The 12,232-nt window shown below is 70.0% G+C and carries 13 protein-coding genes; 10 read left to right on the top strand and 3 right to left on the bottom strand.

Annotation, left to right across the window (positions count from 1 at the left end; genetic code table 11):
- Positions 1-263 precede the first annotated feature (263 nt).
- From Q1K70_RS11295 to gspM, 10 genes are read left to right on the top strand one after another with little or no spacing between them, the layout of a single operon-like run.
- A complete protein-coding gene (locus Q1K70_RS11295) occupies positions 264-1,211 on the top strand; it encodes a tetratricopeptide repeat protein (protein ID WP_300159312.1) in 948 nt (315 codons plus the stop codon).
- A gap of 25 nt (positions 1,212-1,236) precedes the next feature.
- Entirely contained in the window at positions 1,237-1,707 is a 471-nt protein-coding gene (locus Q1K70_RS11290) for a type II secretion system protein N (RefSeq protein ID WP_300159309.1), read from the top strand.
- A gap of 51 nt (positions 1,708-1,758) precedes the next feature.
- Complete coding sequence (locus Q1K70_RS11285; protein ID WP_300159307.1) at positions 1,759-2,988, top strand: type II secretion system F family protein; 1,230 nt, start codon at positions 1,759-1,761, stop codon at positions 2,986-2,988.
- A gap of 32 nt (positions 2,989-3,020) precedes the next feature.
- On the top strand, positions 3,021-3,479 hold the full coding sequence (gspG, locus tag Q1K70_RS11280; RefSeq protein ID WP_300159304.1) for a type II secretion system major pseudopilin GspG: 459 nt from the start codon (positions 3,021-3,023) through the stop codon (positions 3,477-3,479).
- Positions 3,469-4,146, top strand: coding sequence for a Tfp pilus assembly protein FimT/FimU (locus tag Q1K70_RS11275; RefSeq protein ID WP_300159301.1), 678 nt, complete (start codon positions 3,469-3,471; stop codon positions 4,144-4,146). The genes gspG and Q1K70_RS11275 overlap by 11 nt, the downstream gene beginning before the upstream one ends.
- Positions 4,147-4,151: 5 nt before the next feature.
- Positions 4,152-4,526, top strand: a complete 375-nt coding sequence (locus tag Q1K70_RS11270) for a type II secretion system protein (RefSeq protein ID WP_300159298.1) — start codon at positions 4,152-4,154, stop codon at positions 4,524-4,526.
- Complete coding sequence (locus Q1K70_RS11265; RefSeq protein ID WP_300159295.1) at positions 4,523-5,239, top strand: prepilin-type N-terminal cleavage/methylation domain-containing protein; 717 nt, start codon at positions 4,523-4,525, stop codon at positions 5,237-5,239. Before Q1K70_RS11270 ends, Q1K70_RS11265 begins: the two co-directional genes overlap by 4 nt.
- Positions 5,239-6,240 (top strand): type II secretion system minor pseudopilin GspK, encoded by a 1,002-nt coding sequence (gene gspK / locus Q1K70_RS11260; RefSeq protein WP_300159292.1) that lies wholly within the window; start codon positions 5,239-5,241, stop codon positions 6,238-6,240. Before Q1K70_RS11265 ends, gspK begins: the two co-directional genes overlap by 1 nt.
- A 26-nt stretch (positions 6,241-6,266) precedes the next feature.
- The gene (locus tag Q1K70_RS11255; protein WP_300159290.1) at positions 6,267-7,709 is read left to right on the top strand and encodes a GspL/Epsl periplasmic domain-containing protein; all 1,443 of its coding nucleotides are present in this window, start codon (positions 6,267-6,269) and stop codon (positions 7,707-7,709) included.
- Entirely contained in the window at positions 7,706-8,209 is a 504-nt protein-coding gene (gspM, locus tag Q1K70_RS11250) for a type II secretion system protein GspM (RefSeq protein ID WP_300159287.1), read from the top strand. Before Q1K70_RS11255 ends, gspM begins: the two co-directional genes overlap by 4 nt.
- Positions 8,210-8,218: 9 nt before the next feature.
- Here the strand turns inward: gspM and Q1K70_RS11245 are convergent, their stop codons facing one another.
- The 3 genes from Q1K70_RS11245 to Q1K70_RS11235 all read right to left on the bottom strand — a co-directional run bounded on the left by Q1K70_RS11245 (position 8,219) and on the right by Q1K70_RS11235 (position 12,176).
- The gene (locus Q1K70_RS11245) at positions 8,219-9,694 is read right to left on the bottom strand and encodes a hypothetical protein (RefSeq protein ID WP_300159284.1); all 1,476 of its coding nucleotides are present in this window, start codon (positions 9,692-9,694) and stop codon (positions 8,219-8,221) included.
- A 182-nt stretch (positions 9,695-9,876) separates the two neighbouring features.
- Positions 9,877-11,001 carry a metabolite traffic protein EboE gene (eboE, locus tag Q1K70_RS11240; RefSeq protein ID WP_300159281.1) on the bottom strand — a complete coding sequence of 375 codons (1,125 nt, stop codon included), beginning with the start codon at positions 10,999-11,001 and terminating at the stop codon, positions 9,877-9,879.
- 26 nt (positions 11,002-11,027) lie between these two features.
- Positions 11,028-12,176 carry a 3-dehydroquinate synthase gene (locus Q1K70_RS11235; protein WP_300159278.1) on the bottom strand — a complete coding sequence of 383 codons (1,149 nt, stop codon included), beginning with the start codon at positions 12,174-12,176 and terminating at the stop codon, positions 11,028-11,030.
- Positions 12,177-12,232 lie beyond the last annotated feature (56 nt).

Genomic DNA, 12,232 nt, shown 5'->3' with positions numbered 1-12,232 from the left:
ACGGAGACATTTTCAGGGAGAACATAAATTGCGCGAAGTGTTCCCGCCATGGCGTGAAAACGCGTAGGCAAGGGACGCTTCGCCGGATCGTCCCCCCTCCCCCGGCCCATCCGGGCGTCGCGCAAGGACTGCCCTCCCCGCGACGCCCGGATCGGGCCTTTTTTCTCCCGCCAAAATGCAACTTGTCCAATACGTCGTTTTGCTGCATGTTTGGGGAAAATACGCTCGAGTACGACGCCGACGCGGCGACGCCAGCCGAGGTTATGCCCAGACACCACCCGATCCCGCCATGGCGCTGCCTTGCCGTCGCCGTTGCCCTCTGCCTGGCGTTCGCCGCCGGCTGCGCCGACAAGCGGCCGCCCACAGCCGTGCGCCAGCCCGACGCACCGACCTCGTCAAGCCCCGAGGACGTCATCCGCCAGACCTCGCCGACCATCGCCTCGGGCAACGCCCCGGCGGCGTCCTACCAGGAACGCGGTGAAGCCTATTACCGGCTGGGACAGTTCGAGCTGGCCCAGAAGGATTTCGAAAAAGCGCAATCCTCGGGCTCGCCCTCGGCGGAGTCCCTCTACGACCTGGGCGCGGCCGCCTACATGCGCCAGGACTACGACAAGGCGCTGAAGTTCTTCTCCGACGCCGTGGCCATGGACGGCGGCATGGGCCGGGCCTACAACAACCGGGGCGTGACCTATTTCGCCCTGGGCCAGTACGAAAACGCCCTGGCCGACTTCAACACCGCCGCCAGGCTCGGCGGACCGAGCGAAGGCGCGGCGCTCTTCAACCGCGCCCTGACCTACCAGAGCATGCGCGACCTGGACCGGGCCATGGCCGACTACGACCGCATCACGGCCGCCGATCCCGGCAACGTCGCCGCCCGCAACAACAAGGCCGACATCCTTATCACCCTGCGCCGCTTCGACGAGGCCGCGGCCGTGCTGGACGCGGCCATCGCCGCCTCGCCGAGCGACGCCGAGCTCTATTTCAACCGGGCCCTGGCCAGGGAGGCCCTGGGCCAATACCCCACGGCCATGGCCGACTACGACCGGGCGGTGCGCCTGCGCTCCAACTTCGCCGAGGCCTACCGCAACCGGGGCGTGCTGCACCTGCGTCTGCAGCAAAACAAGGAGGGCTGCGCCGACCTGGCCCTGGCCTGCCGGTTCGGACAGTGCGCGCAGACCCAGAAGGCCAAGAATTTCGGCATGTGCCAATAACGCCCGAAGCCGAGTCGCGGCGACTATGACCGAATCCCGATTCCACCAGGCCGTGGCCCTGACCTGCGCCCTGTCCCTGGCCGCGGCCGTGGGCCTGGGGGCGCGCACCGCCTGGTTCTCCCCCCTGCCCGCGTTGCCGGCGGCCGACGCCCGGCCCGTCGGAGACAAGGCCGCGCCCAAGGGCCCGCCCCAAACCGCCGAACTGACCCGAACCATCCTCGTCAACGACATCTTCGGCCTGAAGCCCACCGCGGCGGACGCCGCCCGATCCGCCGCCCCGCCCAAGCCCGCCGAGATCGACATGGAACTCACCGGCACCGTGGTCACGGCCAACCCCGGGCGCAACGTGGCTTTCCTGCGCGAAAAAAGCGGCAAGCACCAGAAACCCTACGCCGTTGGCGCCAAGGTGAAGGACGCGACCATCACGTCCATCGGGAAGAATTTCGTCATCCTCTCGCGGCAAGGGCGCGAGGAGATCCTGTCCATGAAACCGTAACGGCCGGGCCGCCCGATGTCGCGGGCGACGCCAGGGAACCGACAGGACGCCATGCCCGTTTTCGAATACACCGCCGTCGACGCCCGGGGGCGCACCCGGCAGGGCATCCTTTCGGCCGAAAGCGCCCAGGCCGCCCGGCAGCTCCTGCGGGCCAAGCGCCTGTACGTCAGCGCCATCGCCGAGGCCCGGGGAGCGGCCGCGCCGGCCGCCTCGGGAAGCGGAGAACGCCAGCCGCTTTTCTCGCGCCGCGTGAGCCGGACCCAACTGCTCACCGCCACCCAGGTGCTCTCGACCCTGCTCGAGGCCGGCCTGCCCCTGGACAAGGCCCTGACCTCGCTCATCGAGCAGATGCGCCCCGGTCGGGCCAAATGGGTTTATTCCCACATCCTTGAGCGCATCCGGGAAGGCCAGGACTTTTCCTCGGCCCTGGCCGCCTATCCCGGCGTCTTTCCGCCCACCTACATCAGCATGGTACGCTCGGCCGAGGCCACGGGCATGCTGCCCATCGTGCTCGCCAACCTGGCCGAATACATGGAGCGCCAGATGGCGCTGGCCCGCACGCTCCAGGCCGCCCTGGCCTATCCGGCCTTCATGTTCCTGTTCGGAATCGTGGTGCTGGCCCTGCTTCTGGCCTACGTCATCCCAGAGGTCACGCGCATCTTCGTGGACCTCAAGCGTTCCCTGCCCCTGCCCACGGTCATCCTCATCGCGGTCAGCGACTTCTTCCGGACCTGGTGGCCGGCGCTCCTTGGCGGGTTCGCCGGGCTCCTCCTGGCCGGCGTCCACCTGGCCCGCACCACGCGCGGCCGGGCCGTGCTGGACCGCCTGACCCTGGCCTTGCCCGTGGTCGGCCCCATCGCCGTCAACGCCGCCACGGCCAGGCTCTGCCGCACCCTCGGCACCTGCCTGCTCCAGGGCGTGACCATGCTCTCGGCCCTGCGCATCGCCGGCTCGGTGTCCGGCAACACCGTCTTCGAGCAGGCCATGGAGCGCATCCGCGACGAGGCCAGCCAGGGCGGCGGCCTCACCGACCCCATGCGCGAGGCCGACGTCTTCCCCCCCATCGTCATCCAGCTCGTGTCCGCCGGCGAGCAGAGCGGCCGGCTGGGGGAACTGCTCGTCAACCTGGCGCGCATGCTCGAGGCCGACGTCTCCACCCGCATCCGGGCGGCCAGCGCCCTGTTCGAGCCGATCATGATCCTGTTGCTCGGCGGCATGGTGGGGCTTATGGTCCTGGCCGTGCTCCTGCCCATCTTCGAGATGAGCAGCCTCATCGGTTGATCCCCGCACCCACGCGCCGCGAAGGAGGCTTCATGGACCAGCGCACCCTTTCCGCCACGCGCCGCAGCGGCGCGGCCGGCTTCACCCTGATCGAGCTCATGGTGGTCATCGTGATCCTGGGCGTCCTGGCCGGGCTCGTGCTGCCGCGCATCGTGGACCAGCCGGACAAGGCCAGGGTGGTCAAGGCCAAGATGCAGATCGAGAGCCTGTCCATGGCGCTCAAGCAATACAAGCTCGACAACGGCTTCTACCCCACCACCGAGCAGGGCCTGCGGGCGCTCAAGGAAAAGCCGAGCATCGGCCGCGTGCCCCAGAACTACCCGGCCAAGGGCTATGTCGACACCGTGCCCAAGGACCCCTGGAGTCGCGACTACGTCTACATCTGCCCCGGCGAGCACGGCGACTTCGATCTGATTTCCCTCGGCGCGGACCAGGAGGAAGGCGGCGAAGGCGTCAACGCCGACATCAAGAGCTGGGACCTTGGCGGCTAGACGCCGTCCATGCCCGGCGAGTCCGGCCGGCGCGGCCGGCTTCACCCTGGTGGAGCTGACCATCGCCCTCGTGGTCATGGCCGTGGCCGCCGGCCTGACCCTGCCGCTGCTTTCCGGCCTGCTGTCCCGGGAAGGGGAGAAGACCGCCGCCCGGGTGCTCCAGGGCGTGCTGCGCCGGGCCCGGGCCGAGGCCCTGCTCACCGGCAGCGACTGGCGCGTGGACATCGACTGGGCCAGGGGCAAATGCCGGGCCGTGCAGGTCGAGCGAGCCGTTCCCGGCCCCCTCAATCCGACCGGCCCGGCTTCCGGCCGCTCGGCCGCCACCCCGACCCCGCGCGCGCCCGCGGCCAAGGACGGCCGGGACATGGCCGTCACGACCGACCTCCCGGCCGCCGCCCGGCCGACGCTCGTCCTCACCAACGGCGGCGAGACCCGCCAGCCCGACGTCACGACCATCGTGCTGCGGCCCCAGGGCCTTTGCCAGCCGGCCTTCATCCGCCTGGCCGACGCCGCCGGCAAGGCCTCGGCCCTTGCCGTTTCCGAAGTGGGCTGCCGGGTGGACCTGCTGCAGTCCGACCTGGACACGGCCATGGAGCGTTTCGCCAAAACCCACGGCGCACCCCGCCTGCCCTGGGCCGACGCCCCCCTGCCGAGGACCGGGACCTGACCGCCGTGCCCCCTGACGCGTCCCGTCGCCAGGCCGGCCAGGCCCTGCTCGAGACCCTCATCGCCGTGGCCATCCTGGCCATCGCCCTGGTGTCACTTTTGGCCGGACTGGTCCAGCTCCAGGAACGCCGCATCGAGGCGGCGCGCACCCGCCACGCCGGCCAGCTCGCCTCGGACAAGCTGGCCGAGGTGGAGCTCGCCGGCGAAGGGGCCATGACCAACGCCTCGGGCGAGTTTCCCGCGCCGGACGACGACTTTTCCTGGGAGGTGGCGCTCACGGCCACGCCGGACACGTTTTTCAGGGTCCTCTCCGTGGAGGTCCGATCCAAGGGCTCGCGCCCCGTGTCCGTGACCTTCTCGCGCCTGGAGGCCAGGCCGTGACCCCGGCGCGCTCCGGCCAGGCCGGCTTCACCCTGGTCGAGGTGCTCCTGGCCCTGCTCATCGCCGGCCTGGTCATGGTCGGCAGCTATTCCGTGGCCTCCCAGGTCATGCGCCTGTCCGAGGAGGCGGCCGTGCGCCTGGAAACGGAATCCGCCCGGGAGCTCGTGCGCCTGGCCCTGGCCAACGACCTGGGCTCCGTCATCTACGTGGACAAGGCCGCGGGCGCGGTCAGAGACGCCGTGGCGTTCCTCGGCGGCGCGCCCGCCACGAGCCTGTCCGGCCAGACGGACACGAGGCTTCTGTCCCTGGCCACCGCCGCCACCCTCGACCCGGGCCAGCCCTTTCCCTCCCACGGCTTCAACCGGGTGGAATACCGGCTGCGCCAGGACGAGACGCTGCGCAAGGACAAGCAGGCGAGCCTCGTGCGCCGCGAACGCGTCGCCGCCACGGTCCCCCGCCGTGCCGGACAGGAGGAGCGCTGGAACGAGACGGTCCTTCTGGCCCGGGTCGAAAACCCGGACATCCGGTTCGCCGCAGGTTCCGGCGACGAAGCCGCCTCCGCCTGGGACAGCCTTTCCCGCGAACGGGGCAACGCCTCCCCCCTGCCGGCCCAGGTCCGGCTCACGGGCGTCATGGTCGTCTCGGGGCAACGCTTTCCCCTGGACGTGCGCGTCAACCTCCCGGCCCGCGCCCTCTTCTCCGGGGGCCGCTGATGCGAGGCGCTAGCGGAGCGGTGCTGCTTTTCGTGCTGGCCCTGGTGGCCCTGCTTTCCGCCCTGGCCGTGCAGACCGTGCGCACGTCCCAGCTCGAGGTTTTTTCCGCCTATGCCGGCATCTATTCCCGCCAGGCCGAGGCCATGGCCGAATCCGGGCTGCTCGCCGCCGCGAGCCTGCTCGCGGCCGACGAGGCGTCCCGCGCCTCGGTCAACCTCACCCAGGATTGGGCCTCCTTTCCGCAACTCACGTCCTATCCCGGTAAATGGTTCCTGGATGGGCAGTTGCAGGGCCGCATCGACGACGAGTTGGGCAAATTCCCGGTCAACAGCCTGCACCCCGGCCTGACCGGCCATGCCGTGTACGGGGCCGTCTTTTTGCGGCTGCTCCAGGCCCCGCCCTTCTCCCTGCCGTCGGGAAAAGCGCAAGCCCTCCTGGCCGCCCTCGTCGACTGGCTCGATCCCGACGACGTCCCGGCAAACGGCGGGGCCGAGGATGCCGCCTACCAGGCCGACGCCCTGTCCTACCGGGTCAAGAACAATTCCCTGGACACCCTGGGCGAGCTGCTCTGCGTCAAGGGCTTTTCCCGAGAGCTCCTCTACGGCCGCGACAAGACGCCGGGGCTTTTCAGCCTCCTCACCGTCTGGGGGCCGGGGCTTGTCAACGTCAACACCGCCCCCGTGGAGGTCCTGGCCGCCCTGCCCGCGAACATCGACGCCTCCCGGGCCCGGACCGTAGCCAAGGCACTGGACGACTACCGGCGCGATCCCGTGCGCCGCGACCGGCTCGAAACCCTGGAATGGCTCGGCCAGGCCGCCCCGGACCAGGGCCTCCGGTGGCCGAGCGAAATCCTGACGACCCGCAGCGTGTACTTTTCCGTGACCCTGGAAGGCGTTTCCGGAGCCGCCTCCAAGCGCCTTTTCGCCGTACTCAAACGGAACCAACAGCGGCGTTCCGCAAAAGCGCCGGACTGGGACGTCCTCTACAGGGAGTTGCGCTGACCCAAGCGGCGTGCCACAACCCCTCCATGGCTCCATCGGTCCTGTCCATGCTCTGTCGCGAAGACGCCGTGCAACTGCTGCGTCTTGCCCGCATGCGTGCGACCGCCGAGATACGCCTGGCCGAGGTAGTTCCCGATGCGGGGACAGCGCCGGCAGCCCTGGCCAGGCTGGCCGCCCAGACGGCGCTGGCCGCGGGCCTGGGGGCCGATCGGATCGTGCTCGGGCTCGACGCCGGCCAGGCCGTCCTGCGACGCCTGCGCTTTCCCTTCACGGCCCGAGGCAAGATCGACCTGGTGCTCGGCCCCGAGCTGGAATCCCACCTGCCCTATCCCCTGGCCGAGGCGGCCCTGTCCTGGACGCCGACCGCCCTGGAACCGCCGCCGGCCCTGGTGGCCCTGGCGGCGGCCATCCCCCTGGCTCCCCTGGCGGCCATGCTTGGAGTCCTCGGCGAGCACCTGCTCGCCCCGGGCGCGGCCTGCCTGGACCTGGCCGGCCTCGACGCGCTCCTGGCCCGGCTCGCCCCTGACGGGGCCTCCCTGCTCCTGCACCGGGACGGCGGCCGCCTGTCCTGTCTGTGCCGCATCGACGGCGCACCCGCCGTCTGGCGCGCCCTGCCCGTTCCCCCGGGCGAAACGCCCGCCCTGGCCGACATCCTGGCCCGGGAGGTCCGCATGAGCCTGGCCGCCGTGTCGCCGAGCCCGCCCCGGGACATGCGCCTTTTCGTGTCCGGCCTGACCGATCCGGCGGTGGGGAAGGCTCTGGGCCGGGCGCTGGAGGCTCCCGTTTTTGTCGCGGCCGGGCAGCCTGACTGGCCGCTCCTGCCAGGCGGCTCGCCGCTGCCCGACCGTTTCGCCGCCGCCTACGGAATTGCCCTGCTCGGGATCGGGGAACCCGGGCCGGTGAATTTCCTGCGCGGCGAACTGGCTCCGGTCATCGCTGCGACCGTCAAGCGGCGCGGCCTGGCCGTGGCCGGGATCTGCCTGGCCCTGTTGCTCCTGACCGCCGTCGGCTGCGTGTGGTGGTCCTACCACCGTCTGGACGCGGCCATCGAAGCGGCCCGGGAGCGGACGGCCGCCCTGGTCGGACAGGCGGCCCCGGACGCCGCGCCGGGGCTCACCTTGGCCCAGAAGCTGTCCGTGCTGCGAAGCCGCTTGGCCGAGCAGGCCGACCAGGCCCGGGATCGCGGCGTCGCCTCGAAAACGGCCCTCGAATCCCTGGCCGCCATCCACCAGGCCGTGGGTCCGGGCGGACGCGTCCGGGTGCGCCGCCTCTCCCTGGACGGCCAGCGCGCCACCATCGACGCCACGGCCGACGACTACAACACCGTGGAGGAGGTCAAGCGACGCCTTTCGGCCACGCCGCTTTTCACCGACGTGGAAATCAAAGGGGCCAGAAACGTGCCCGAGAAAAAGCAGGTCGAATTCCAGCTCGACATGCGTCTGGCCGGCCGGGGAGGCTCGGGGACGTGAACACGCGCCTGCCCCATCCCGTCGTGCTGGCCGCCGGAGCGGCGGCCCTGGCAGTCGGCTTTTACCTGTGGGTGGCCGCGCCCCTGGCCGACGGCCTGACGGTGCGGGAGAAGCGACTGGAGGCCGGTCTGCGGGCCGAATCCGAGGCCAAGCGCCTGGCGGCCGGCATCGAGGGGGCGCAACAGGGCCCGCCCGCTCCGGCCAGGCCGGAAGGCTTCACCATTTTTTCCTTCGTCGAGGGCGCGGCCACCAGGGAAGGCGTCAAGGACCACGTGGAATTCATGCGCCCGGCCAACAGGGACGTGGGCGGCGGGCGCCGGGAGATGGCCGTGGACCTGCGCCTGTCTGGCCTACCCATGGAACGCTTCCTGGCCTTCCTGCAACAGGTGGAGGCCCCGGCGCTCGGGGTGCGCGTGCGCCAACTCATCCTGCAGCCTTCCCCAAAAGGCGGGCTCGACGCGGACATGTCCGTGGCCGTGGTGCTGGACAGGCCCCGCTGAGGGCGGGGCTCAGTAGAACGTGCCGATCACCGGAGCGGTGATGGACGTCGTCGTGCCGGAGGAACTGTAGCTGCCGGTCGTGCCGTAGGTTCCGGAGGAGTTGTAGTAGGCGTTGGAAAACCCGCCGGTTCCATAAACGCTCGAGGCGTAATATACCGACGCGTTGGCGGAATTGGTCACGGCAGTCTGCAGTTTCTGCGCCTGGCCCAGATCGTTTTGGGCTTTTTGCGTGTAGGTCGAGGCCAGACTCGTGTCCGAGACGCTCGAAGCCAGGGCGGACCAGGCGGCCGCCCGGCCGACGAGGGCCAGGACATAGTTGGCGTTGAGGGACAGCGCCTTGTCGTAGGCTTCCAGGGCGTACTTGTAGTCGCCCTGCAGGGCGCGCAACAGTCCGAAACAGGCGTAGGCCGCCAGACAGCTTCCGTCCAGGGCCACGGCCGTCTCGTATTCCTCGTTCGCCCGACCGTAATCCCCCACACTCACCCAGTAGGCCCCCCGGGCCACGTAGGCCGCCGGTTCGCTCGGCGCGTAGGTCACGGCCAGATTGAGCTGGGAAAGCGCCGCCGAGGCCGCGCCCTGCCCCAGGTAGGCCAGTCCCAGGCCGGCCGCGGCCTTGGCGTCGTCCTGGTCGAGTTCCAGGGCGGCGGCGAAGCCCCGCTGCGCCTGGGCGTAGTTCTGTCCCAGCAGATAGCCCCGGCCAAGCGTGGCGTAGCCTTCCACGAGGCTGGTGAGGTTGTTCAGGTAGATGCCCCCGCAATAAGCGGAATACATGGACATCTGCGTCAATAATTCATTGTATTGATTCATCGTTTCATTTTTGACCTTGTCCTTGTCCGTCAAGTCCTCGGCCACGGGCAATTTCTGGCTGCCGCTGGAGGAGGCGAAAAGCGAGGAGCTCGTCGAGGCGGACGAGGTGGAGCCTGAAGTCGTCGAAGACGTCGAGGAAGCCGTCGTGCCGGCCGTGCCGGTGGTCGTGCCCGTCGTCGTGCCGGTGGTGGTCGTCCCAGTGGTGGTCGTGCCGGTGGTCGAGAGGCCCGAAATGGAAGTGAGATTGAGGATGCTGCTGTAGGGGGAATATCCCGTCAAACCTGAAGAGCCGTAGAGACTATTGTACGAATTCGTCCCCACGAGCAGCAGGGGGCTGTCGGTCGGCAGAAACTGGTCGCAGGTGTCGGAACCCCGCAGGAGCGACACGGCGGTGCCCGCGTCGCTTACGGCTGTGGACGGCAGGTAGTAGAGCAGATCGAGCTTGGCCCTGGCCAGGTAGACGTACCCGTTGTTGCCGTTGTTGGTGAGAGCGTTGTTGAGAGAGACGAGAGCGGTGTTGTAGTCCTGGGCGTCGATGGCGGCCAGGGCAGTCTGGTAATCGCTGTCGTTGGTCGAGGAAAGCTGGTTGCCCGTCGCCGCGGCGGCCGTCAGGGGGAAAAGGCAGAAGACCCAGAAGAGAAAGCGGATGCACCAGCGGCGCGGCGTCGATGCCTTCATGGGGTCCCCCGTGCCGGTCGTCCGGCATTGCGGCTGGCGGCCGATGTCGCTTCCCCGCGATTCGGGCGCAGGAACCACGAGAAAAAACCAGGCGAGAAACAATCCTTATCGAAAGCGACGGTCCTGCTTCCCATGAAGCGCCGCACGAAGGGCAATGGCCGCGCCCGTGTCCGTCTTATTGCTTAATAAGCCGACGACGGAGCGTCAAGGCTCCCGCTTCTTGCTTCTTCCACCCATGCGATCTCGCGGATGATGGAGGCGGCCACGTCCGCGATCTTGAGATCGGGCGGCAGGATGCTCCAGGTGTAGGTTTCCACTTCCATGGGCGTTTCCTTGGCAAAAAGGGGCAGCGCCTCCTGCAAGAAGGGTTGTGTGGTCTCGCATTCCGGCAGCTGGCGCACGAAGACGGGCAGGTGGAAGTGCACGCGCCAGGACGTCACGTCCGGACGCGACGCGGCCAGGGCCTCGTGCAGATCGTCGAAACGCAGCAGGCTCCCGTCTTCCAGTCGCGCCACGGCCTGATGCAGATAGACAGGCTCCACGAAACGGGAGAGCCGCGACAGGTCCGCCCCTTCCAGATGCAGGGCCGAGGACACCTGCACATGCCCCACCGTGACGCCGGCCGCGGCCAGACGCGCCAGGGACGCGGCCGGGTCCTCGTATTGCAGGGCCTGATGGCAGCAGTCGTAGCACACGGCCAGGTGCCGCCGGCACGTGCCGTCCGGGTCCAGGGCGTCGCACAGGGCGATCATGTCCTCCGTGGTCTCGACCAGGCAGCCCGGTTCGGGCTCCACGGACAAACGCAGGACGCGCCCCGTGCGGTCCTCGATGGCGGCCAGGGCCGCGAGCGCCCGGCGCATGTTGGCCAGGGCTTGGGGCATGTCCGCCTCGGGAAAGCCCCGCCGGAAACCCACCGGCACGGTGGACAGCGACCCGGTCGCGCCTTCGGGGAGCCAGCCGGCCAGGGCCCCGGCCAGGCGCAGGGTGTAGCCCAGGCGCTCGGGGTCGCGCCAGTCCGGCAGGTAGACCGCTTCCTTGACCGGGGCGTCGTGGAAGCGGCCATAGGGAAAGGCGTTGACCGTGGTCACGCAAAGGCCGCTGGCGGCCAGCCACTGGCCGAGCCGGCGCGCCGCGCCGTCCTGGGCCAGCTCCAGGCTGGCCCGGCCCGAGAGCCGCAGCCCCACCGGAAAGGGCTCGTGCGGCAGCAAGGCCGCCTTGACCCGCAGGGTGTGCGCGGCCAGGGCGTCCATGGTCTCGGCCAGGGTCTCCCCGGCGTGGATGTTGGTGCAGTAGGTGACCGGCGGCATGACGCCCTCCTTTGCTGTCGGGCCGTCTACGCGGCGGCCGTGCGGGCGGCCAGGCGCTCCCGGGCGGCGGCCATGCGGGCGAAATCCACCTCGTGGACCTCGACGCGCCGGCCGATGCCGTCGAGCAGGCTCAGGTGGAGCCGGCCGCCCAGGTGCTCGCGGAAGGCGTCCACGGCGGCCTCCATGTCGAGGCCGGCCAGGGCCGGATGCCACACGGCCAGGCCCAGGTCGGAAAAAAGCGCCAGCACCTGCCCGACCTCGGTTTCTCCGATGCGCCCGACCAGACCCGAGTAGACGGTGTCCAGGGCCACGCCCACGGCCACGGCCTCGCCGTGGCGCAGCTCGCCGCCCGTGGCTTCCTCCAGGGCGTGGGCGGCCCAGTGGCCGAAGTCCAGGGGCCGGGCCGAACCCAGCTCGAAAGGATCGCCGCCCGTGGCGATGTGCTCGAGGTGGGCCAGGGCGCAGCGGCGGTTGGCCTCCTCCAGGGCGTCGGACTCGAGCACGGCCAGGCGCGGGGCCAACTCCCGCAGCCGGGCGAAAAAGGCCGCGTCGCGCACCAGCGCCACCTTGACAGCCTCGGCCAGGCCGGCCCTGGTCTCGCGTTCGGGGAGCGCCGCCAACAGGGCGTGGTCGTTGACCACGGCATAGGGCGGGGCGAAGCAGCCCAGGTAGTTCTTGCGGCCGAAGGCGTTTACGCCGTTTTTGACGCCCACGCCCGCGTCGTTCTGGGCCAGGGCCGTGCTCGGCAGGCGCAACAGCCGCACCCCCCGATGCGCCGTGGCAGCGGCGAAGCCGGCGGCGTCGAGCACCGCCCCGCCGCCGACGACCAGCAGGAAGGACTGGCGGCACAGCCTGGCCTCGAAGATGAGCTTCCACACGGCCTCGACCACGGCGAAGTCCGCCTTGGCCCCCTCGCCGCCGGCCACGACCAGGGGCGGCGCGGTCAGGAGGAACGTGTCGGCATGGGCCGCGCAGTAGGCCGCGAAGCGTGCGCCCAACCCCGGGTCGGCCGCGGCCAGTCCGCCGTCCACCACGGCGGCCAGGCGGTGCGGCCCGGGGCCGGCCCGCTCCACCGCCTCGAGCAGGGCGGGGTTGGCCGGATCGAACACGTCGCGGGTGAAAAGGACGGGGAATTCGAAATCAAGCGCGATGCGCTGCGTAATGATGCTGGTCATGAAACCTCGATCGGCCCTTTGGCGGCACGCCACGCATGACCGGACCAGAGCCGCGA

Origin of the sequence: Solidesulfovibrio sp., from assembly GCF_029978005.1 — a bacterium.
Classification (GTDB): domain Bacteria; phylum Desulfobacterota; class Desulfovibrionia; order Desulfovibrionales; family Desulfovibrionaceae; genus Solidesulfovibrio.
The sequence above is the reverse complement of the archived record's forward strand: the minus strand, read 5'-3'. Positions and strand labels throughout refer to the sequence as shown.